The organism is Ruegeria lacuscaerulensis, assembly GCF_013033355.1.
Lineage (GTDB): Bacteria > Pseudomonadota > Alphaproteobacteria > Rhodobacterales > Rhodobacteraceae > Ruegeria > Ruegeria lacuscaerulensis_A.
Genome location: NZ_WQDY01000004.1, coordinates 313,778 through 336,049, shown reverse-complemented (window position 1 = coordinate 336,049; position 22,272 = coordinate 313,778). Strand labels below are relative to the sequence as shown.

General features: G+C 59.5%; 23 protein-coding genes and 1 pseudogene. 16 read left to right on the top strand and 8 right to left on the bottom strand.

Going from position 1 to position 22,272, the window contains the following annotated elements; all coding sequences use genetic code 11:
* Position 1 precedes the first annotated feature (1 nt).
* Positions 2-1,090 carry an ATP phosphoribosyltransferase regulatory subunit gene (locus GOW48_RS10415; protein WP_170753493.1) on the top strand — a complete coding sequence of 363 codons (1,089 nt, stop codon included), beginning with the start codon at positions 2-4 and terminating at the stop codon, positions 1,088-1,090.
* The gene (gene hisG / locus GOW48_RS10410; protein WP_170753491.1) at positions 1,087-1,776 is read left to right on the top strand and encodes an ATP phosphoribosyltransferase; all 690 of its coding nucleotides are present in this window, start codon (positions 1,087-1,089) and stop codon (positions 1,774-1,776) included. Before GOW48_RS10415 ends, hisG begins: the two co-directional genes overlap by 4 nt.
* Here hisG and GOW48_RS10405 read toward each other — a convergent pair.
* Positions 1,773-2,204, bottom strand: coding sequence for a DUF1489 family protein (locus tag GOW48_RS10405; RefSeq protein ID WP_170753489.1), 432 nt, complete (start codon positions 2,202-2,204; stop codon positions 1,773-1,775). The genes hisG and GOW48_RS10405 overlap by 4 nt on opposite strands.
* Before the next feature lie 129 nt (positions 2,205-2,333).
* Here GOW48_RS10405 and GOW48_RS10400 point away from each other — a divergent pair, with 129 nt between their 5' ends.
* Positions 2,334-4,616: an adenosylcobalamin-dependent ribonucleoside-diphosphate reductase gene (locus tag GOW48_RS10400; RefSeq protein WP_170753487.1), complete on the top strand. Its 2,283-nt coding sequence runs from the start codon at positions 2,334-2,336 to the stop codon at positions 4,614-4,616.
* Between the two features lie 553 nt (positions 4,617-5,169).
* On the opposite strand, the gene GOW48_RS10390 is transcribed toward GOW48_RS10400, so the two are convergent.
* The 5 genes from GOW48_RS10390 to GOW48_RS10370 form a co-directional block, all read right to left on the bottom strand.
* Positions 5,170-5,865 (bottom strand): SDR family NAD(P)-dependent oxidoreductase, encoded by a 696-nt coding sequence (locus GOW48_RS10390; protein WP_170753483.1) that lies wholly within the window; start codon positions 5,863-5,865, stop codon positions 5,170-5,172.
* Between the two features lie 10 nt (positions 5,866-5,875).
* Positions 5,876-6,385, bottom strand: coding sequence for a nuclear transport factor 2 family protein (locus tag GOW48_RS10385; RefSeq protein WP_170753481.1), 510 nt, complete (start codon positions 6,383-6,385; stop codon positions 5,876-5,878).
* Between the two features lie 60 nt (positions 6,386-6,445).
* Positions 6,446-7,399, bottom strand: a complete 954-nt coding sequence (locus tag GOW48_RS10380) for an alpha/beta hydrolase (RefSeq protein WP_170753479.1) — start codon at positions 7,397-7,399, stop codon at positions 6,446-6,448.
* Positions 7,400-7,512: 113 nt separating this feature from the next.
* The gene (locus tag GOW48_RS10375; protein WP_170753477.1) at positions 7,513-8,400 is read right to left on the bottom strand and encodes an AraC family transcriptional regulator; all 888 of its coding nucleotides are present in this window, start codon (positions 8,398-8,400) and stop codon (positions 7,513-7,515) included.
* 50 nt (positions 8,401-8,450) lie between these two features.
* Complete coding sequence (locus GOW48_RS10370; RefSeq protein WP_170753475.1) at positions 8,451-9,347, bottom strand: LysR family transcriptional regulator; 897 nt, start codon at positions 9,345-9,347, stop codon at positions 8,451-8,453.
* Positions 9,348-9,488: 141 nt separating this feature from the next.
* Between GOW48_RS10370 and GOW48_RS10365 the strand changes: the two genes are divergently transcribed.
* From GOW48_RS10365 to GOW48_RS10350, 4 genes are all read left to right on the top strand, one after another.
* On the top strand, positions 9,489-9,983 hold the full coding sequence (locus GOW48_RS10365; protein WP_170753473.1) for a nuclear transport factor 2 family protein: 495 nt from the start codon (positions 9,489-9,491) through the stop codon (positions 9,981-9,983).
* Entirely contained in the window at positions 9,874-10,395 is a 522-nt protein-coding gene (locus tag GOW48_RS10360) for a nuclear transport factor 2 family protein (RefSeq protein WP_331251869.1), read from the top strand. Before GOW48_RS10365 ends, GOW48_RS10360 begins: the two co-directional genes overlap by 110 nt.
* Positions 10,392-10,994: an NAD(P)H-dependent oxidoreductase gene (locus GOW48_RS10355; RefSeq protein WP_170753468.1), complete on the top strand. Its 603-nt coding sequence runs from the start codon at positions 10,392-10,394 to the stop codon at positions 10,992-10,994. Before GOW48_RS10360 ends, GOW48_RS10355 begins: the two co-directional genes overlap by 4 nt.
* A 264-nt stretch (positions 10,995-11,258) precedes the next feature.
* Positions 11,259-11,498, top strand: coding sequence for a hypothetical protein (locus tag GOW48_RS10350; RefSeq protein WP_414478915.1), 240 nt, complete (start codon positions 11,259-11,261; stop codon positions 11,496-11,498).
* 177 nt (positions 11,499-11,675) lie between these two features.
* Here the strand turns inward: GOW48_RS10350 and GOW48_RS10345 are convergent, their stop codons facing one another.
* Positions 11,676-13,397 (bottom strand): phosphoenolpyruvate hydrolase family protein, encoded by a 1,722-nt coding sequence (locus GOW48_RS10345; RefSeq protein WP_170753466.1) that lies wholly within the window; start codon positions 13,395-13,397, stop codon positions 11,676-11,678.
* Entirely contained in the window at positions 13,394-14,077 is a 684-nt protein-coding gene (locus GOW48_RS10340) for a phosphoenolpyruvate hydrolase family protein (RefSeq protein ID WP_170753464.1), read from the bottom strand. The genes GOW48_RS10345 and GOW48_RS10340 overlap by 4 nt, the downstream gene beginning before the upstream one ends.
* 150 nt (positions 14,078-14,227) lie before the next feature.
* Here GOW48_RS10340 and GOW48_RS10335 point away from each other — a divergent pair, with 150 nt between their 5' ends.
* The 9 genes and pseudogenes from GOW48_RS10335 to GOW48_RS22420 all read left to right on the top strand — a co-directional run.
* Positions 14,228-15,094, top strand: coding sequence for a branched-chain amino acid ABC transporter permease (locus GOW48_RS10335; protein WP_170753462.1), 867 nt, complete (start codon positions 14,228-14,230; stop codon positions 15,092-15,094).
* Positions 15,091-16,059: a branched-chain amino acid ABC transporter permease gene (locus GOW48_RS10330; RefSeq protein ID WP_170753460.1), complete on the top strand. Its 969-nt coding sequence runs from the start codon at positions 15,091-15,093 to the stop codon at positions 16,057-16,059. The genes GOW48_RS10335 and GOW48_RS10330 overlap by 4 nt, the downstream gene beginning before the upstream one ends.
* A gap of 27 nt (positions 16,060-16,086) precedes the next feature.
* Positions 16,087-17,325, top strand: coding sequence for an ABC transporter substrate-binding protein (locus tag GOW48_RS10325; RefSeq protein ID WP_170753458.1), 1,239 nt, complete (start codon positions 16,087-16,089; stop codon positions 17,323-17,325).
* Positions 17,316-18,089 carry an ABC transporter ATP-binding protein gene (locus tag GOW48_RS10320; RefSeq protein ID WP_170753456.1) on the top strand — a complete coding sequence of 258 codons (774 nt, stop codon included), beginning with the start codon at positions 17,316-17,318 and terminating at the stop codon, positions 18,087-18,089. The genes GOW48_RS10325 and GOW48_RS10320 overlap by 10 nt, the downstream gene beginning before the upstream one ends.
* Complete coding sequence (locus GOW48_RS10315) at positions 18,079-18,795, top strand: ABC transporter ATP-binding protein (protein WP_170352295.1); 717 nt, start codon at positions 18,079-18,081, stop codon at positions 18,793-18,795. Before GOW48_RS10320 ends, GOW48_RS10315 begins: the two co-directional genes overlap by 11 nt.
* Positions 18,796-18,806: 11 nt before the next feature.
* Positions 18,807-20,015, top strand: coding sequence for a Tm-1-like ATP-binding domain-containing protein (locus tag GOW48_RS10310; RefSeq protein ID WP_170753454.1), 1,209 nt, complete (start codon positions 18,807-18,809; stop codon positions 20,013-20,015).
* A 1-nt stretch (position 20,016) separates the two neighbouring features.
* Positions 20,017-20,877 carry a phosphoenolpyruvate hydrolase family protein gene (locus GOW48_RS10305; protein WP_170753452.1) on the top strand — a complete coding sequence of 287 codons (861 nt, stop codon included), beginning with the start codon at positions 20,017-20,019 and terminating at the stop codon, positions 20,875-20,877.
* 52 nt (positions 20,878-20,929) lie between these two features.
* Positions 20,930-21,328: a cupin domain-containing protein gene (locus GOW48_RS10300; protein WP_170753450.1), complete on the top strand. Its 399-nt coding sequence runs from the start codon at positions 20,930-20,932 to the stop codon at positions 21,326-21,328.
* A 289-nt stretch (positions 21,329-21,617) separates the two neighbouring features.
* Positions 21,618-22,016, top strand: a pseudogene (locus GOW48_RS22420) (transposase); the annotation flags it as partial.
* Positions 22,017-22,272: the final 256 nt, after the last annotated feature.

The following is a 22,272-nucleotide window of genomic DNA, read 5'->3' as shown; positions in this document are numbered from 1 at the left end:
CATGCCCAACCGTTCCCAGATACAAGCCCGCGCCGCAATGATGCGCGTGAGGTTCGAGGCCGCAGGCGCACAGGTCGTGGACCCTCCGCTGTTGCAACCGGCTGACACGCTGCTGGACCTTTATGGCGAGGATATCCGCGCGCGCGCCTACGTGACCTCGGACGCGCTACGGGGCGAGCAGATGCTGCGCCCGGATTTCACCCTGCCCGTGGTGCAGATGCATATGTCCGACGGGGCCGAGCCCGCGCGCTATACCTATTCCGGCGAGGTCTTCCGTCGGCAAGAACATGACCCGGATCGCTCGAATGAATACATTCAGGTCGGATACGAAGTATTCGACCGCAATGATCCCGCAGGCGCGGATGCAGAAGTCTTCTCGCTGCTTGCGCTGCAATTGCGAGGGCTGCCTTTGCGCGCGGCGACCGGGGATATCGGCATCCTGACTGCCGCTGTCGAGGGCCTTAAGACCACAGACCGGCGCAAGGCGGCGCTGATGCGGCATCTGTGGCGACCTCGTCGATTCCGGGTGCTGCTGGACCGATTTGCTGGGCGCAAACCGGGCCCCGAGGGGCGCGACAGCTTGTTGGATGCGGAAAACCCGCTGGATCCGGACATCCCAATGATCGGCAAGCGCCGTGCCTCCGAGATCGAAGCGCGGATCGCTGCCCTGCGCGAAGATCGCGACACACCGCCCATCTCCGACAATGAACTGGTTGGGCTGGAAACCTTGCTGAACGTGCGTGAGACCATGCCCTTTGCGTTGGAACAGCTGCGCGACGTGGCGGTGGATTTGCCGCAGATCACTCCGGCGCTGGACCGGCTTGAAGCGCGGATTGCCTCACTGCAGGCCCGTGGCGTGGATGTGGAACGTCTGGATTTCGAGGCCGCCTATGGCCGCACCTCGATGGAATATTATGACGGGTTTGTCTTTGGCTTTTATGCCGAAGGCCGCCCTGATCTGCCCCCAATCGCAACCGGAGGGCGCTATGACGCGCTGACGCGGCAGTTGGGGAACGGGGCCGAAATTCCGGCGGTGGGCGGTGTCATCCGCCCCGACCTGATGCTTGAGATCGAGGAGGACGCGCGATGAGCCTGAAACTGGGCGTGCCCTCGAAGGGCCGGTTGATGGACAAGACCTTTGGTTGGTTCGAAAAGCGCGGCATCACTCTGTCGCGCAGCGGATCGGACCGGGAATATGCGGGTAAGGTCGAGGGCATCGACGGGGTCTCTCTGATCCTGCTGTCTGCTGGGGAAATCCCGCGCGAACTGGCCGCCGGGCGCATTCATCTGGGTGTCACCGGCATTGATCTGGTGCATGAAAAGCTGCCCCGCTGGGAACAACAGGTCGAGGAGATCTCGCAGCTTGGGTTCGGTAAGGCCGACCTGATCATCGCGACACCTGCTTGCTGGGTTGATGTAGACACGCTGGATGATCTGGACGCGGCGGCAGCGGCGTTTCGCAAAACCCACGGCCACCGGTTGCGGATTGCCACCAAGTATCACCGGCTGGTGCGCGAGTTCCTGACCGATGCGGGCGTGGCCGATTACACTCTGGTCGATAGTCAGGGCGCGACCGAGGGCACGGTGATGAATGAGACCGCCGAGGCGATTGCCGATATCACATCTACCGGCGAGACGCTGCGAGCGAACCACCTCAAAATCCTGACCGACGGGCTGATCCTGCAATCGCAGGCGACCCTGTGGCGCAGTCGGGTGGCGAAATGTGACCCCGAGACAAAGGCCACTCTGAACGCATTGCTGGATCGCCTGCGTTAAAGCACGCCGATCTCGGCAAGCGCGCGATTCAGATCGTCGGGCAAGGCATCGTCCTGTTCCCGCCCTTCCGGCAGGTCGGCGGGGGTGTCCTCGGGTTTGAGATAGCGCCAGCCTTGGAATGGGCGTTTGAGCGCCGTCTGGGTGCGATGGACCTGCGGGTCCAGCACGATGGCGCAGCGGCGAATGCCGTCTTCGCCGCGCACCTCATCCAGACGCAGGATGAGCTGACGGCATTGGATTACGCCCTTGATCACCCAATAGATTGATCCGCCATTCAGAATCTCGGCCTCGCGCTTGGGCCACATGCGGGTGACATGGCGCGGGCAGCCGTCCTCGTAAAGCGGTCTGCGACTGTCCTGCCACGCCATCAGCGTATCAACGCTTTCCGATCCGACGGACAGTTTGATGAGGTTTACGTACTTATCCACAGCTTTCCCACAGAGTCGTCCCAAGGCCCACCTTTATATTGTAGCTCGCTATGCGGCGTCATCAAGGTGTTGTGGTTTGGATGTGAATTGCGGTAATCTGGATACCTCTTTCAAAACAGGGAATCACCAATGAGCCGCTTTGCCGCCCCCATCGCCGAGCAGATCTGGGACATGAAATACCGCTTTAAAGAAGCGGATGGCACGCCCATCGACCAGACGGTCGAGGATAGCTGGCGACGCATAGCCCGCGATCTGGCGCGGGTCGAGGATGACGCGGCCCATTGGGAAGATAAGTTCTACGCAGCGCTGGAAGATTTTAAATATCTGCCCGCTGGTCGCATCACTGCGGGTGCAGGTACAGCGCGTCAGGTGACTCTGTTCAACTGTTTCGTCATGGGCACCGTGCCCGACAGCATGGGCGGTATTTTCGACATGCTGAAAGAGGCCGCGCTGACCATGCAGCAGGGTGGGGGGATCGGTTACGATTTCTCGACCATCCGCCCGCGGGGGGCGGATGTAAAAGGCGTGGCGGCGGATGCTTCTGGCCCGCTTTCCTTCATGGATGTGTGGGACGCGATGTGCCGGACGATCATGTCCGCAGGCTCGCGTCGTGGGGCGATGATGGCGACCATGCGCTGCGACCACCCCGACATCGAGCAGTTCATCACAGCGAAATCTGACCCCGCGCGCCTGCGCATGTTCAACATGTCGGTTCTGGTGACGGATCCGTTCATGGAGGCCGTCAAGGCCGATGGCCCGTGGGAACTGGTCTTTGGTGACAAGGTTTATCACACAGTTCAGGCGCGTGATCTGTGGAACAAGATCATGCAGGCCACCTATGACTATGCCGAGCCGGGTGTGATCTTCATCGACCGCATTAATAAGGCCAACAACCTGAGCTATGTGGAAACCATCGCCGCGACGAACCCGTGTGGCGAGCAGCCCTTGCCGCCTTATGGTGCGTGCCTGTTGGGTTCGATCAATCTGGCGCGACTGGTGGCGGACCCGTTCGGGGATGCGGCGCATCTGGATGAGGCCGCCTTGCAAGAGTTGGTCGCGACCGCTGTGCGCATGATGGACAATGTGGTGGATGCCTCGAAATTTCCGCTGGCTGAGCAGGAAGCCGAAGCGCAGGACAAACGCCGCATCGGCTTGGGAGTGACCGGGCTGGCCGATGCGCTGTTGATGTTGGGTTTGCGCTATGGGTCCGACGAAGCGGCGCGTCAGACCGAACGCTGGTTGCACGCGATCGCCCGCGCCGCTTATCTGGCCTCGGTCGATTTGGCGAAGGAGAAGGGCGCTTTCCCGCTGTTTGACGCTGAGAAATACCTGGCCAGCGGCACCATGCAGCAAATGGATGAAGATGTGCGTGACGCGATCCGCGAACACGGTATCCGCAACGCCCTGCTGACCTCGATCGCGCCGACTGGGACGATTTCGCTCTATGCAGGGAACGTGTCGTCGGGGATCGAGCCGGTCTTTGCCTACGCCTACACGCGCAAGGTGCTTCAAAAGGATGGCTCGCGCACCGAGGAAGAGGTAGTGGACTATGCCGTGCAGATGTGGCGCGACAAGTTCGGCGATGTCGCCTTGCCCGACTATTTCGTGAACGCGCAGACACTTTCCCCGTCTGATCACGTTAAGATGCAGGCCGCCGCGCAAAAGTGGATCGACAGTTCGATTTCCAAGACGATCAACTGTCCCGAAGATATCAGCTTTGACGCCTTCAAAGACGTTTACATGCAGGCCTGGGATCAGGGCTGCAAAGGCTGCACGACCTATCGCCCGAATGACGTGACCGTCTCGGTCCTGACCGTGTCCGAAAGCGCCGACAAAGCCCCCGGCGAAAGCGCCGATGCCCCGCATCAGGTGGATGGCGGCGAGGTTGTCTATATGTCCGAACCACTGGACCGCCCGCAATCGCTGGAGGGATCGACTTACAAGTTGAAATGGCCCGATAGCGAACACGCGATTTATCTGACGATCAACGATATCGTCATTGGTGGCCGTCGCCGTCCGTTTGAGGTGTTCATCAACTCGAAGAACATGGAGCATTACGCCTGGACGCTGGCGCTTACGCGGATGATCTCGGCCGTGTTCCGTCGTGGAGGAGATGTGTCCTTTGTGGTCGAAGAGCTGAAAGCCGTCTTTGATCCACGCGGCGGTGCGTGGGTTAAAGGCAAGTACATCCCTTCGATACTTGCTGCGATTGGCGGCGTGATCGAGCAGCACCTGATCAATATCGGTTTCCTTGAAGGCGAGGGCATGGGGCTGAAATCAGATCCGCAGGCGCAGGTCGTCAATATGGATGCTCCGCGTGGCAAAGCGTGCCCGTCCTGCGGGCAGTTCGACATGGCAATGATCGAAGGCTGCATGACCTGCCGCAGTTGCGGCCACTCTAAGTGCGGATGAAATTTAGACTGCTGTGGAACCGCGAAAACCAGCGTCTGTTTGCAATCTAACTAGCTAAAACTGCAACTTTGATCGTCAAAACTTTGCCACCGCATTTGATGCAGTGGCAACTTCAACGAAACCGGGTTGTTTTGCGGAATATCTGCGCCTTGGCGCGCGCTCCGCACAAAGCTGGCGTGCGCAAAGACGCATTTTTTGCGCCGGTTTGGGCTTCGTCCGGGCGCGAAGGGGTGGACGGGCCGGTATCCAGATATGACTTTCTTGCTTCGTCCGACCTAACGGCTGGTTAGCCCTGGGTTCTTGAAAGCGGGGAAACTTTGCACCCAATGCATACCGCGTACAGTCTAACCGACCTTAATGTCATCGCGCAGGCAGCTCGCCGTAATTTGGGTGTCGCGATGTTGCCTTTGGACATGGTAGACCGTGAGTTGCACTAGCTGCAGGTCACAGGTGCCACACCTTTGACGCGGGATTTGTTCGCCGTCTATCCCAACCGCCGCCTGTTGCCAGCGCGGGTCAGGAAGCTGATTGATTTCATGACACCGGGCTGAACCTACCAATTGATTGCGACGCCGTCGCGAAAGAACCCACCGGTCGGGCCATATTTCGGCAAGGTCGCAGCCCAGACAACACCTTTTGCGCCCTCGGAAACCGGCCGTCCACCGCCGCCCATAACTGTGGCGACCCAACCGGGGCAAACGGCGTTGACGAGAATGCCATGAGGTTTCAATGCGGCTGCGGTCTTGACGGTCAGCGCGTTCAGAGCCGCTTTGGACACACCATAGCCGGGCGTTCCGGCGGACATGCTGGTCAGCGATCCCGCACCAGAGGACACGTTGACGATCCGGGCATCTGTTCCTCGTTTTAACAGTGGTACCGCCGCAATCGTGGTATCCCAAGGGCCGAAAAGGTTCGTATCAAACGCTTGACGCACCCGGTCAAGATCGGCGAGGTGGACCTCTTGGTCGGTGTCATAGTCCACGCCCGCATTGTTCACCAAGACATCAAGGCGGCCGTAGACCGATTCAACCATCAAGAAGAAGGCAGCCGCGACAGAGTCCGGACTAGAGACATCCAGTTGCAAGGCTTCCGCCCCATATCCGATTTCATCCGCAGCAGCTTGCCCTTTTGCCAGATCGCGTGCACCGATCAGAACCTTCATCCCATAGTCATGGGCCAATTGCCGTGAGACTTCTTTGCCGATACCGCGATTGGCGCCGGTCACGAGTGCGATGCGCTGGCTGGTCATGGTCCTTCCTTCAATTCGCTTCAGCGGCGCGCTGGCCGGCAAGAGCCACAAGCCCACGGTCACCAGATTCCCAGATTGCAGTCATGGTCATTGATGTGACAACCCATCGATCGTCTGATTTCTCAAGCTCATAGTCATAGCGGCCACCCAGCACCCACAAGGCGTCATCAAGACGATGGGTTGCGGTGAAATCCGCCTGCGCCGTGGCGGATATATCGGACAGGGAGGTGACGGTGTGATTGGTCACCATATGGTGCGTCGCGTCGAAACCGGGCAGAAAGGCGGACCAGTCCGCCACAAGCGCGTCGGCGGGTTGCGTGACCGCGTCTCCGCCCCAGAGGCTGGTGTAATCCGTCGTGACGGTATCGTCAAACGCGCCGCGTACACGGGTCCAGTCGTGGCGGTCAGCGCCTGCCGCGATGTCGGTAATGGTGGTCGAGATATCGGCTTGCTGCTCGGCAAAAGCTGCGGTTCCGATCATAGAAACGGCCGCAAGGGTCGATGTGAGTTTTCTACGCATGAGGATGCTCCAAATAGATGTGGGTGGACGCCGAACAATTGCTCGGCGTCCAGACAGGGATTAGTTGCTTGAACCGGCGCGAAAGTGGTCAGCGACGGTATCAGCCGCGCGAGTGACATCCTCGGGGTTGTCGTAGAAGTCGAACTGCGTCACATCCTCCAGCCATTGCGCGGTCGCCTCTCCTGCGAAACCGGCAAGGAAGGTCTGCACGCCCTGTGGGATCGCCGCGCTTTCCGAGTGCACAATGGCCAGCGGCTTGTCCAAACGCTGCGGATTGTCGGCGGGATGATAGGTCAGCCAGCCTTCCCAGCCCGCATTGTTCCACTTGTCGTCATATTCGGGGATCCCGCCACGGTCGGCCTCATAGTAGTATCCGCCGATTGGCATCAGCACGCCCTCGGCACCCTCTGGGCCTGCGGCAGGAATGATCTGGCCGCCAGCGGCCTCGGCAGCGTGAGACACCTCGATCAGCCCTGCGACACCTTCTGCACCGCCATAAACCGCCTCAACGATCTGGGCGTTCTGCAACCAAGGTGCAACCAGACCCAGCCGCTGAACCAGCGGATTGCCAGAGACTGCATCGACCATGTACCCGGCCGAGGCGCAGATCCCCAGGCCGTTGATGTGATCGGCGTCCACCTCGGGCAGGGTCGCGACGAATGCGATCGCTGCTTTAATATCCGATGTCTTCGCCTCTGGGCTTTCGACAAAGCGCACGTTGTTCGGCAGATCACCCGATTTGCCCCAGCCGCGGAAATCAAAGGTGAAGGCAGCAAAGCCGCGCTCGGCCATCTCGCGGGCATAGTTCGCAGGCATCTGTTCCTGAACCGAGGTCCAGGCCCCGGTTACGACTACTGTGGGCAGCGGTTCAGATCCACGCTCTTCCGGCAGGTACAGCGTGCCGGACAGGGTAGCGCCTTCGTTCTCGAACGTGACTGTGCGGGTTTCTACCTGAGCAACGGCGGCTGTTGATGCCATCAGCGCTGCGGCAGTTGTCAGAGTGAGTGTCTTCATAGCGGTATCTCCCAAAATCTGTCTGGATGGGCTCAAGCCCGGTGACATATGAGATACGCCGCCGGTGGCAGGGAAACTTGCACCGGACTGCCGCGTTTTTGAAAGATCCTGCTTCAGACAGTATGCGCTGCGCGGAACGCGCGCGGGGTCTGGCCCACCACCTGTTTGAAACTGCGCGTGAAATGCGCCTGATCCGAAAACCCACAGGCCAAAGCGATATCCCCCAGTGGGCGCGCAGGGTCCTCGATCATTTTCATCGCCTGTTCGACCCGGTAGGCCATAACATATTGCATGGGGGTCGAGCCCAGCGTTTCCTTGAAAACCCGCGCGAAATGCGAAGGGCTCATGCCCGCCTCAGACGCCAATTGATCGACGGTGATCGTTTGGTCCAAACGATCCTGTACATAGGATAGCACCCGTTGATAGTGCTGCGAGGTAAAGCGCGAGGACAGCTCAACCTCTTCGGCGCGGCGTTTGCCGTATTTCTGCAGCAGTTTGACCAGAAAAACCCGGCTCATGGCTTCGAACATCACCGCCGAGGACATGTCGTCGGTCGCAAGCGCGTCGCGCAGGATGACGCCCGCAGCACAAAGGTCAGGATCAGAAAACTGCGGCTGGTCGTGAAACTGCTCCGGTGCCAGAAGCATACCGAGTTCAGACTGCGCAAAGCGCTGGACCTTGTCCGGATGCAGAGTAATCACGATCACGTCGGACTGCCCGTACCACCGCCACCCCGACCGTATGCCTGCCGGGGTCACGATGACCTCGTCCTTGCAAAAGGTGAAATCCCGCAGCGTGCCGTCCCGCCAGTTTTGAACACGATGCCCCTTTTCCTGCAGATTCAGAAGGACGTGGTGTTCTGCAAAAACTTCCTCCGGCATCCGATCAGGTTCGGCCCGAAAATACCGCACTGACATCAAACCAGCCGCCGAAGGGCGCTGCATCGCATCACTGTTCAGCAGCGGTTCTGAAGGGTAGATATCAGCGTATCTTAGGGGCAAGGACGGTTCCGGCTGGCAATATTCGATATGTGGGGTCTGCGCGCACAGGGTCAAACGCTTTGCTGGCGCTTTATGTGGTCGATGAACAGCCTCAGGGGCATCATGGATTTATACTCGCGCGGGAAATACATGAAAATACCGGGGGTGGGGCCCAAGTGGTCGTCCAGAACCGGTTGCAACTCTCCTGCAGAGATCTGGGGGTCGACATAGGCCTTGAATGTATAGGCGAGGCCCAGCCCTCGTTTGGCCAGATCGACGGAGGCTGGAAGGGCGTTTGCGATCAGATTGCCCTGCACATCGACGTCATACCCTCCCTCACTCGATTGAAAACTCCATGGCGCAATCTGGCCCGAGGATTGGAACCTGTAGCGGATACAGGTATGCCCCAGCAGATCACGCGGCGTTTCCGGGGTGCCCCGAGCCGCCAGGTAGTCCGGGCTGGCGACGACAACCACCGGAAGCGGCGGCGTCAACCGCACCGCCACCATGTCCTGCGCCACACGATCCCCCAGACGAAATCCGGCATGCAGCTCCTCGCCAAGTATGTCTGACAGTGCATCCGTCAGCGACAGTTCCAGTTCGATCTCGGGATATGCGGCGCAAAAACTCTTGAGGATCGGACCGACATAGAGGTGATAGGCAAATTCCGGCATCGCCAGCTTCAACGTGCCCCGCGCGGCGTGACCGGTGCTGCGCGCGCTTTCGACGGCTTCCGAGAGTTGATCAAAGGCCGGCCCCGCACCGCGGATCAGGGCGCGCCCGGCTTCGGTCAGGCTGATGGATCGCGTTGTCCGAATGAACAGCGCAGTGCCCAGCTGCTCTTCCAGTGCTCTCAATTGATGGCTAACGGTCGATGGCTTGATACCCAGCGCCTCGGCCGCAGCACGTAGCGATCCGTGACGCGCGATGGCGGTAAAGATTTCAAGCGTGGCGAGTGGCAGGCGCATGGAGACCCCGAACAGAGCTATTATTTGATCTTATACATGAAAGAAGTGCCAACAGGGTGAATTATCACGTCATGCCGGGATTATTATCTTCGTCTCACCGCAGCCCAACAGGCTGTCACCACGAATTCAGGAGGACACAAGATGAACACTCTGACCAAAGTTGCTGCCTTCTCCGCTGCTCTGATCACAGGAGAGACCGCCATGGCCGCATCCCCCGAAGAAAATATCAAGGTTGTACAGGACTTTTTCGCCGCCTATGGCGCCAGTGATCTGGACGGCATTGCAGCTGTGATGGACGAGAACGTCAAATGGCACATCCCGGGCCGTCACCCCCTGTCTGGAACCAAGACCGGTCGGGACGAGGTATTGGCTTTTTTTGAACAACTGGGTGCCGCTGGTTTTCAGGCAGAACCCATCTATTTCGGGGCCGACGAAACCCATGTGGTTGATATCCACCGCGGCTGGTCGAACGCCGACGGCAAACCGAATGTCGATACGACCTGGGCGCTCGTCTACCGGATCGAGAATGGCAAGATCGTCGAGGCAACCAACCTGTCCGCCGATCAGGATGCGGCAAACACGTTTTTCTGGTCCCAATACTCGCTGGCTCCGGTCCCTGAGCAACTGGCCAAGTAAACCATCGACAGGTATTCAAATTACCGATTTCCCCGAAATCCGCGGTTTTATCGCCGACTGGTTTGCCCGGTTCGACAGGCTGGATCCGATCGACGCGTTCCTGCCTGACCTCCACCCAGACGTGGACTGGGACATGCTTGATGTCGATACCACACTCACCGGGCATGATCGCGTGCGTGCTTGGTATCGTGGCGTGCTTGAAACCTTGCAACGCCCGACCGAGCATCACGTTAGCAAGATCGCAATCAAGCCCAATGCGGCACAGTTCGAAGTTCTGTTTCGCGCCACGACCGTTGCTGGAGACCGGATTGAAGCCCGCGTTCACGAAAACTGGCGCTTTGAAAAACGATCCGATGGCCGCCCCCTGATCACCCATTATTCCGCACAACTCCTGCAAGAGGCTGACACATGAAAACCCTCGTCCTCACCGCTCACCCTGAGCTGAACAACTCGCGCATCAACCGCGCTTGGTTTGACGCTCTTTCAGAGGCCACCAACGTGACAACGCGTGATCTGACCGCCATTGGCGGCGGCGAGATGCGTTTTGATATCGAAGCCGAACAGGCCCTCTTGCTGGCCCATTACCGGATCGTGTTCCAGTTTCCATTCTACTGGTATTCCGCACCCCCGGTAATGAAAGCCTGGATGGATCAGGTGCTGAACTATGGCTTCGCTTATGGGCCGGGCGGTGATCAACTGAAAGGGCGTGAGTTCCTCATCCTTGTTTCGACCGGAGGTCCCGAGCACAGCTATCACGCAGGCGGATACAACAACTTTACGATGGCTGAGTTTCTGAAACCGTTCCAACAGACGGCGAACCTGGCCGGAATGACCTATCTAAGGCCTTTCGTGGCCCACGGGATGGCAGTGGCCTCTCAGCAGCAGATCGACGAGAACGTGCCCCATATGTTGGCCTATTTGAGCGACCCCCAACTGGATCCCAAGGTGAGACAGGCCCGTTTGCTCAAACAATTGGAAGACGACCCCTCACTGGCAGCGGCGGTAAGCTAAGGTTGATCCATCCTGCGCCGGGCAGGTGGGTGAGTATTTCGAGGTGGTCGTGTCAGCCATCCGAGAACAAGGCGGTGACGTTCTCAAGTTTATGGGGGGCGGCCTACGTGCTGTTTTTAAAATGATGACGAGGCGGAAGCCTCGTTCAGATTTGCGGTTTGGGCGGCAGAACTCGGCCTGACCAACCTGTGCGACCACAACGATACAAACGCCGAAAAGGGAAACGAGCCAATCGAGTTCGTCGTCGACATTGATTTCGCTGGCGTGACCTTCGACAACAACGCCAGCCCTGATCGTTTGGGCTTCACGGTCATCGGCCAGGCTGTGAATGTGGCCAGTCGCGTTCAGGAACTGTGCAAGAAACTGGACGAAAAGATACTACTGGCGCATAGCGTCTCAAAACACATGACACGAAGTATGCAGTTAGTTGGCTATCATTCTATTCGCAGTTTGCTTGAGGAGTCCTTTGTCAGGGATTTTGGGATAAATGGCGGCCTGAGCTAAGAGAGTATCTGCCGCATCTGGATGGATCGACTATGCGGCGGTTTTGCGGTGAAGCAAGCGCCGGGTTTCGATGGTTTCTCGTTTGATCCTTTCTTGCCGTTTTGGATTGGTATGCCCGCGTCCGATCTAGACATCAGCGGGCGTGAGGTTTTTTAGCTTTTGTGGTAACTGTGCAGATTACCCCTGCAAGCTGTGCTTTTTGATCTTGTTGTAAAGCGTGCGGGTGGTCATTCCCAGTTCCTGTGCAGTTTGTGCCCGACGGAAGCCATTGCGGGCCAGAGCCTCGGCGATCCAGTCGCGTTCGGAGACCGGTGTGCCAACCAGAGTTTCCTGGACAGGGGGAACAGAAGTTGAGGCGGGTTTGCGGTGCAGGAATTCAACATCTTTCAGGCTGATTGTGGAGCCATCGGATTTGCGGACCGCCCGCTGGACCGCAAAATACAGCTCTCTGACGTTGCCGGGCCAGTCATGTTCCAACATCAGGCGCAGCGCAGCGTTCGAGAATTTCGGCGTCTCACTGGTCACCTGTCGTCCGATATGCAGCGCGAGTTCGGGAATATCGTCGATGCGTTCGCGCAGGGGCGGCAGCGTGATTTCGTGACCAGAGATCCGGTGATACAAATCCGGACGAAAGGTTTTGTTTTCGACGGCATCCAAAAGGCCCGGCGATGACGTGGCAATGATCCTGGCCTCTGCTTTGCGCAGCGTGTGATCCCCGATCCGCTGGACCATCTTTTCATCGGTGAATTTCAGAATTTTGCCCTGATGATCCGGGCCAAGGGCCGTGATCTCGTCAAAGACGATGGTACTGCCGGATGCCTGCTCTAAAGCCCCGCGCTGACTGCTTGTTCCGCCAAATGTTCCCGCAGCCTTACCAAGCAAATGAACGCCACCTTCCGGCCCGTCCAAGGCCGGGCAGTCCACGACCACAAGCTGCCGTCGGGCCGAGGGACCAGCCGCGTGCAAACGCTGAGCCGCCCGGCTTTTGCCCGTGCCGGTTTCGCCGATCAGCAAAACCGGGATGTCTTCATACGCCAGATCGTCCAGTTCCTCGCGGATCATCTGCATCGTGTAGGATGACCCGACCAGATCATGCGCGCTGCTTGAGGCGACGGTAGCGATGCGCGACAAGCTTGGAATAGCCGTAAAGCCCTTGGTAACTTCGTTGAGCGTTTGTTCGACAGGCAACCGATCCAGTGTCGACCCGGCCACGAAACCCTGCACGCCGCAAATCCGAGTGATCGCCAACGCCTCTTCGGGCGAGGTGATTGGCCCGCCATGGCAGAGTTTGGCGACCGACGCTGGAACACCTTCCAGCACACGCTCAATCTGTGCCGCTGCTGTTTCCAGCGTCAGATGGGTGTTCACGCCGGTATCGCCGCTGGTAAAGCCGATATTCACGCAAATGGCTGTTGCGCCAACATCAACCATTCTGCGGGCTTGCGCGTTGGTCTGAACGTAGACAAAGGACTCCATTCCGGCTTTTACCGCTTCTTCGACCAACGTGATTTCACGTTCAAGCCCCAGCCCCTCGCGTTCGATCAACGCGCCTAAACGGCCATCAATCAAGGTGGTCGAAGGGAAATTGCATACGCCGGCAAAGCCCAGATCACGGGTGCGCTGAACCAGCTCGGCGACATCCTGATTGGGATCACTTACGGAAAGACCCGCGAAAAGAGGTGCCGAACACCGCCCCAGCATTTCACGCTCGGCAAATTCAAAAACCCAGTCATTGGCGGCGCGTACCGGCAGGAAGCTGACCAGCGATGACGCGCCCTGCACCCGAAAGCGGCCGGCATTGAGCGCCAGAAGATAATCCGCACCGGCTTTGTCAGCCGCTTTCGCTGTCAGCCCTGAACCAACAACCGCACCAAACAGGAAGCTTTTGGGGTGTTTCATGATGTGCCCGCCTCCAGCCAGACCAGACCGTCCACGGCCAATGTGCTAAGCGGAACCGAATCTTCGTGCCAGGCAGAGGTGTAAGCAAGGATCGAAACGTCCTTGGCCTCGGCCCGGATTGCATCGATCAGACGCTGGAGAGATCCCAGCACCATGGCGCCGCTTTCTTCACTCCTGACGTCAAGGATACCGGGATGTAACACCAACCGTGTCAACCCTGCACTGAGGGCGGTCCGGGCCTGATCCAATGAAAGAAAGAAAGCCATCGCCTGAAAACCGGCCTCCTGCGCCCGGGCGAGGAAATCATATTCGAATTCGGGGGATGCGGGGATCGTCGACATGGATTGCCGAAGTGTGCCGTCCAGTAAAATGGATGACGGCCAGTTTGTAACTCCCAGATACCCGATCTCGTGCAATCGCCCGAACATCGTCGCCTCGGAGCCAAAGGGATCGCTAGCGAGAAGAGCAGCCCAGTCGCCCTGTCGATGATTTTCGCGAACCTGGCGGTTGTGATCCATGCGGGGCATCACAAATGCCAAATCCGTCTGCGGAGGGGTCAGCCCACGCAGTGCCGGGCAGAAGATCCGGTTACTTTGATCTGGGGTTTCGGTTCTTGAACCGGTAAGTGCCATTTTGATCATGCGGTCATTTAGGAAGAAATCGCCGGAAATGAGAAGCATTTTCTGGTTTTTTCTTATTGAAGTGCGTTTTCAGTGAATCAAAAAGTTATAAGGCATTGATTGTAAACATTTATTTTTTTCGTGCTTTCACTTATGGTATTGGCCGCTTTTCCGAAACTCATGTCATGGTTTCCGTCAACGGGAGGAATCATGACACTATTTTTAATCGTCACCCTGAACGGGTTGACGCTTGCCGCGCTCTATTTTTTGGCGGCCAGCGGCTTCAGCCTGATCTTCGGGTTGATGCGAACCGTAAACATGGCGCATGGGGCTCTGCTTATGCTGGGTGGCTATGTCGGTTACAGCATCGTCGATGCGACAGGGTCGTGGGGCTTGGGCGTGGTCGGCGGAGGGCTGGCCGCCGCATTGGCCGGGGCCATCGTTCAGGCCGGAGTGCTGGGGTGGATGCAAGGCGATGAACTGCGTCAGACGCTCGCTTCCATAGCAATCTCGATCATCATGGCGGATTTGATGCTGTGGCATTGGGGTGGGCTGACATATCAGGTCGAACTCCCCGAAGCTCTGGCGGGCGGCCAACGCCTGCCGGTGCTGGGGGTGGGATACGCAAATATCCGTCTGGCGCTGATGGCGTTTGCCTTGGCGACCGGATTGGCCCTTTGGTTTCTGATCCAACGGACGCGTTTTGGCGCGGTGATCCGGGCGGGCGTGGATGATCAGGACATGCTGCGCGCGTTGGGGTATCCGATCAACCGCATCTTTGTCCTGGTCTTCGCGCTGGGTGGGATGCTGGCCGGAATGGCAGGCGTCGTGGCGGCCAGCGCGTTGTCGATTGCGCCGGGTACGGATCTGCAGTTCCTGCTGTCCTCGCTGGTGGTGGTGATCGTCGGCGGCATGGGATCGATCGGCGGGGCCGCTCTGGGCGCGCTGCTTGTCGGACTGGCCGAGCAATACGGTCTGGCCTATGCGCCCACTTACGGCGTGGTCTTCACCTTTGCGATCATGGTTCTGGTGCTGGCGGTGCGGCCGCAGGGCCTGCTGGGAAAGGCCGAACTATGAGACCCGCGCTGATCTTGATCCCGCTGCTGGCTTTGCCCTTAGTGCTAAACGATTTCTGGCTGACGCAGGTGGCCACCCGGTCGCTGATCCTTGGGATCATGGCGCTGAGCCTGAGCTTTCTGGCCACCTATCTGGGTGTCGTGTCCTTTGCGCAGGCCACCATGGCCGGGATCGCGGGCTATACCATCGCCTATTTCGGCCCCAATAGCGTGGGGATTGGCGTGCAGCTGCCGTTCTGGATCTCGATCCCGCTGGCGCTGATGCTTGCCGTGGTGTCCGGGGGGCTGATCGGTCTGATCGCGCGCCGGTCGCGGGGGATCTATGCCATCATGATCACGTTGGCGATTGGGGTGGCGTTCTTCTACTTCACCCGCCAGAACTATACGCTGTTTAACGGTTGGACCGGGTTTTCCGGTGTCCGCGCACCCGAGATCGGCGGCCTCAGCTTGCGCGATCCGCTGGCTTTATACCTGTTGTCGCTGGGTACGGCTGTGCTGGCGTTGGCGCTGGTCAGCGGCTTTGTCCGCTCGCCTCTGGGCCTGACTATTCAGGCGGTGCGTGATGCGCCGGGGCGGGTGCTGGCGCTGGGGATTTCCGTCACAACACCCATCGTGGCCGCCTTTGCCTTTTCCGGTCTGCTCGCCGGGGCAGGGGGCATTCTGAACGTCTGGTATCAGGAGCGGATCTCATCCTTTTCGGTGGGTTTGGGGCCGATCATCGACATCCTCATCGTCGCCGTCATCGGCGGTCTGCGCCACCCGGCAGGTGCGTTTGTCGGCGCTGTGGTCTTTGTCCTGCTGGACACGTTCGCCGTCGACCTGATCGACCGGGAACGGTTCAACACGCTGATCGGCGTTGTGCTGCTGCTGATCGTGATCGTGGCCCCGGGGGGGCTGCAACAATTGGCAAGCGACTGGGTGGCTCGGTTGCGCCGTCCAGAAGTCAAAGAAAAATCAACTGTCTGAGCACACTCATAGGGAGGAACCTAAGAAATGAATAAGCTCAAAATGGCTGCATCCGCGCTCGCGCTTTGCGCAATGGCGGTCCCGGCATCTGCTGAGGAAGTGAAAATCGGCGTGATCTCAATTCTCGAAGGCGCGTTTGCCGCCTTGGGTCAGGACGGGATCCGCGGTGCGGAACTGGCGGTTCTGGAGACCGGTGGAGAAGTCGACGGCAACACAATCGAAGTCATCACCATGTCGTCCGACGCCAGCCCCGACAGCGCCGTGAACGCAGCCCGCAAACTGATCGAGCAAGACGGGGTGGACATCATCGTCGGCCCGCTGTCCGGGTCCGAGGGTCTGGCCCTGCGCGATCTGTCGAAATCCTATCCCGGCGTGACTTTCCTGAACGGATCGAGCGCGGCACAGGATACAACCCTGCGCGACAGTTCTGACAACTTCTACCGCTTTGGCGGCGACGGCGCACAGTGGATGGTCGGCGTTGGCGACTACGCCTTTAATGACATGGGCTACAAAACCGTAGCCGTCATCGCCGAGGACTATTCCTTTCCCTACACGCAGGTTCTGGGTTTCATGACCGAGTTCTGCGAAGCGGGCGGCAAGGTGCCCGAGAAGTTCTGGACGCCGATTGGCAACAAGGATTACTCTTCGGTCGTCTACTCGATCCCGCAGGATGTCGACGCGCTGTTCGTGGCGCTGGGTGGCGCGGATGCGGTCAACTTCCTGACGCAATACAGCCAGGCGGGCGGCGACAAGCCGATCATCGGCGGCTCGATCACCATCGACCAGTCCATTCTGGACAGCAAAGGCCCGTTCAAAAAGCTGCTGGTGGGTGCGCCTGCGGGCACGCCGACCGTTGGCGATTATGACGGCGACGAATGGAAAGCCTTTACCGCCAGCTACACCGAAGCCTTCCCCGATGGCTTCTCGGCCCCTTCGATCTTTGCGCATCACTATTACATGAGTACAAAGGCCGCGATGCTGGCGCTGGATGAGGTCGATGGCGACCTGTCCGATAATCAGGCGGCATTCCGCGCGGCGCTGAATGATCTGACCTTTACCACCCCCACCGGCGGCACCATGCGGCTGGACAAGAACCGCAACGGCGTGATCGACAACTTTGTCACCGAGGTTTACGAGCGTGACGATGGCACGCTGGGCAACCGCGTGGTCAAGGTTGTGCGTGATGTGGATCAACTGCTGGGACAGGACGAAGAGGCGTTTCTGGCCTCGGGTCCGGTCAGCCGGGACAACCCCTCGTGCCCGTAAACCACTCACATACCAATGCCAATGCCCTGGAGGTCCGGGGCATTGGCAAACGCTTTGGCGGGTTCTGGGCGGTGCAGGATATCGACCTGACCGTCCGTCCCGGCGAACGGCGCGCGATCCTCGGGCCAAACGGGGCGGGCAAGACCAGCCTGTTCAACGTATTGACCGGGGATACCAGCGCCACGACCGGCCAGATCACCTTGTTTGGCGACAGCGTCACGCGCGAGCCGATCAACAAAAGAATTCAACGCGGGCTGCGCCGCACCTATCAGCACGCCCATCTGTTCAATGGCCTGACCGTGCGCGACACGCTGTTTCTGGCCGTGGCCGGAGTGCGCGGCGGCTGGCGGCAGGTGCTGCCGCTGCGGGCGGGCGATGACCGGCTGGCCGAGGCCGAACGTCTGGCCGAAGTGGCAGGCGTGGCGGATGTGCTGGACCGCGAGACCTCGGAACTGAGCCACGGGCAGCGGCGACAGCTTGAGATCGGGATTGCGCTGGCCGAAAAACCGAAGATTTTGCTGCTGGACGAACCGGCGGCGGGGTTGTCGCCGGCCGAGCGACCCAAGCTGAGCGCCTTGCTGATGTCGCTGCCCAAGGATGTGACCGTGGTGCTGATCGAACACGATATGGATATCGCGCTGCAGACCTCGGAGAGTGTCTCGGTTCTGTATAACGGGCGGATGCTTGCCGAAGGGTCGCCCGACGACATCATGCGCAACGAGGACGTGCATCGCGTCTATATCGGAGGCGCCCATGGCCACTGACCTGCTGGAAATCCGCGGACTGGACCTGCGCTATGGCTCAAGCCACGTGCTGCATGGGGTCGGTCTGAACGTCTCGGACCGCCCGCTGGGTATTCTGGGGCGCAACGGGATGGGCAAGACCAGCCTGTGCAATGCGATCATGGGCTTGCATCCGCATTCGGCCGGGGAAATCCGGTTCGACGGCATCGATATGACCGGTCTGCCGCCTGAGAAACGCGCGCAGATGGGGATCGGCTATGTGCCGCAGGGGCGGCGGGTCTTCCGGTCCTTGACGGTCGAAGAGCATCTGCGGATCGTTGAACGCAAGGGCGGCGCGTGGTCGATGGATCGGGTTTATGAGACGTTCCCGCGCCTGAAAGAACGCCGTCGCAATCTGGGTGACAGGCTGTCGGGTGGTGAACAACAAATGCTGGCGATTGGTCGTGCGCTGCTGCTGAACCCGCGTCTGATGGTGCTGGATGAGCCGACCGAAGGGCTGGCCCCGGCTATCGTCTCGGACGTGATTGATCTGATTGAGTTGATCGCAGGCGAAGGCATTGCGGTGTTGCTGGTCGAACAGAACATGCACGCGGCCCTGGCCGCCGTGCAGGATGTGGCCATCATGGTTGGCGGAGAAGTGGTCGAGCGGATGACGGCGCAAGCGCTGGAAAGCGACCCGGCGATGCAGAAACGCCATCTGGGGCTGGAACCCGGGCAGTCGGGCTAAGGGAGGGAAGGATGACAAAAAGAGCTTACGTGATCGGCACCGCCGACACCAAGGGGCCGGAACTGCGCTATGTGCGTGACCTGATCGACGCGGCGGGGATGGAAACCGTGTTGGTCAATGTCGGCACCAAGGGCGGCGAGACGGGCGTGGACGTGACCGCCGCCAGTGTCGCGGCCTGTCATCCTGACGGCCCGGCGGCGGTGTTCGTCAATGATCGCGGGCAGGCCGTGACCGAGATGTCGCGCGCGCTGACCGCCTTTGTGCTGGGCCGCGACGATCTGGGCGGCATCATCGGATTGGGCGGCTCGGGCGGGTCGGGGATCATCGCGCCTGCCATGCAGGCCCTGCCGATCGGCGTGCCCAAGGTGCTGGTGTCGACGCTCGCGTCGGGCGATGTCTCGGCCTATGTCGGTGCGTCGGATGTGAACATGTTCCACCCGGTGACGGATGTATCGGGGTTGAACCGCGTCTCGCGCCGGTTGCTGGGCAACGCGGCGCACGCGCTGGCGGGGATGATGGCCAACCCGGTGCCCGAAGCCCCCGATGACCGGCCCGCGCTGGTCCTGTCGATGTTCGGGGTGACAACCCCGGCGGTGCAGGCGATCACCGACGGTCTGTCCGATGAGTTTGACTGTCTGGTCTTTCACGCCACCGGCAGCGGTGGCCGCTCGATGGAGCAGCTGGTCGATCAGGGCGACGTGGCCGGGGTGCTGGACATCACCACCACCGAAATCTGCGATCTGATCGTGGGCGGTTTCCTCAGCGCGGGTGAGGAGCGACTGGACAGTATCGCGCGCAGCAAACTGCCCTATGTGGGTTCGTGTGGGGCGCTGGATATGGCAAATTTCTGGGCGCCTGACTCGGTGCCCGCACAGTTCAAGAACCGAAACTTCTATCACCACAACGCACAGGTCACCCTGATGCGTTCGACCCCCGAAGAATGCGCGCAGATCGGCGCGTGGATCGGCAACAAGCTGAACGCCTGTGACGGCCCGGTCCGGTTCCTACTGCCGCTGCGCGGGGTCTCGGCGCTGGATACCGAGGGCGGGGCCTTTCACGACCCAGCCGCAAACGAGGCGCTGTTTCAGGCGCTGCGTGACACGGTGAACCAGACCCCCAACCGGCAGCTGGTCGAGCTTGACATGCACATCAACGATCCCGCCTTTGCCGAGGCCGCGATCAGCAATTTCAAAGAAATCTACACCAAGAAGGATACCTGATATGGCAGTCACTGGACGCGCAGACATCCTCGGCCGCTTGCGGGCAAAGATCGCCGCTGGCAAGGTCATCACCGGCGGTGGGGCAGGCACCGGCCTGTCCGCCAAATGCGAAGAGGCCGGCGGCATCGACCTGATCGTCATCTACAACTCGGGCCGTTACCGCATGGCCGGGCGCGGATCGCTGGCGGGCTACATGTCTTACGGCAATGCCAACGAGATTGTCGTCGATATGGGGCGCGAGGTATTGCCCGTGGTCAAGAACACGCCTGTTCTGGCCGGGGTGAATGCCACTGATCCCTTCTGCATCATGGACAAGTTTCTGGACGATCTGGCCGCGATGGGCTTTGCAGGGGTGCAGAACTTTCCCACCGTCGGCATCATTGACGGCCGCTTTCGGCGCGAGCTTGAGGCGACCGGCATGTCTTATGACATGGAAGTCGAGATGATCGCCAAGGCGCATGAGCGCGACCTGCTGACCACGCCCTATGTGTTCAGCGCCGACAACGCGGCAGAAATGGCCAAGGCGGGCGCGGATGTGATCGTGGCGCATTTCGGTCTGACAACCGGTGGCGCCATCGGGGCTGGGGACAGCGCACCTGACATTGCCGAATGCGCGCGGCTTTACAATGAATGGGCCGCCGCTGCGCGTGCCCATCGCGATGACCTGATCTTTATCTGCCACGGCGGTCCCTTGGCCGAGCCAGAGGACGCGCAGAAGTTCCTTGACCTCTGCCCCGATTGCCACGGCTTCTATGGTGCGTCATCCATGGAGCGCCTGCCGACTGAACGCGCAATCACCGAACAAACCAAGGAGTTCGGAAGACTGACCCGTGGTGCCGTACGATCGGAAGGGGCCGCTTGAAGACCTGAACCTGCGCTGCGATCGCATAACTGAAAAACATCGGAGAACATTGATGACCGGAAAATTCATGCTGTCCGCGGACACGCCGCAAGAGGTGCTTGACTGGGGCAAATTGCGGTGGATGAGCAACCCGCCCGCGACCGGGGCAGGGCAACTGACAGTGATCGAGGTCAGCGTTGCGCCTGGTCATGGTCACGACTTTCACAAGCACCCTGACCAGGAAGAGGTCATTTATTGTGTCGCCGGAAAAGTCGAGCAATGGCTGGGTGAAGAAAAGCGTGAAATGGGACCGGGGGATTCCGTTTTCATCGGCGCGGACGTGGTCCACGCGACGTTCAATATCGGCGACAGCGACGCGACTCTATTGGCCATTCTGGGGCCATGCGTCGGAGAGATGGGGTATGAGATCGAAGATGTCGCCGATCAGGCCCCCTGGAACGGGTTGCGTTAGATTTGTTTAAAAAACAAAGCGTCAGCTGCATTCGCACAAGCCTGCTAGCCAAAGACACTAGATTCGCCAATCTGGCCTAGACGCTGGGTGGCGACTGGAAGATTGGTTTCTCTTTTGGGTGAGATCAGTGTTGCTTGCCCCGGTTTGCGCGGTTTGGTCCTCAGGGTCTGGACAGGCTTTGTTACACATATCGCCGTCAGGGATTCACTGTGTAATTCCAGCATGATAGCTAAGGCGCGTGAGCAGTTGGGCTCCGTAGAGGTGCAAGACCACGAACTGGTCGGTTTACATAGATGCATTGAAGCAGCGCGGATCGCTGTCGATCTGATTTGCTCCGCAGATGGTGTCGGTGCGGCCACCAAGCGGTGGGCGCGGACGCCTTTTCCAATCATAGATGCGGTACTCCAAGCCTGCCTGACTTTGAAGGTGTTGTTCGGAACGCTGCCCCCGGCGAACGACTGCGTTTGTCGCGAGCCTTTTGCGGCGGGTCGAACTGGATTAGGACGTGCCGGATTTCAGCACTCATTGTCGTCGTCAGAGAACGCCGAACGTGAGCCTTCTGTATCGCGGTTGGGCCGGCCCGCTGCACTCCTTCATCGACAGCGCTGCCACCAAGACCGAGGGTCAAGGTGAGTGGAATGCGCGCAAGCGCGGCTGCCGCAAGATACATATCGGCATCGACGAAGAAGCGTAGGAAGTCTGGGTGATGGAGGCCCTAGGAAAAAACTGTTCAGGGAAAAGGGAAACTCTGTCCTTCAAAGGATTTGTGAATCAAAGCCGTTTGCGTCCGAACGAAGATACGGTGGTAATCGGAGTTAGGTTAGCGAAATTCTGGGCAATCACTGAACTAGTGTGTCGTCAAAAGACGTTATCCGACAGTTCTTGGAGGATAGTCGAAGCTCACATTGAAGCGAGAAGCACGTGGGGTTCCATTGCGAAGTTAG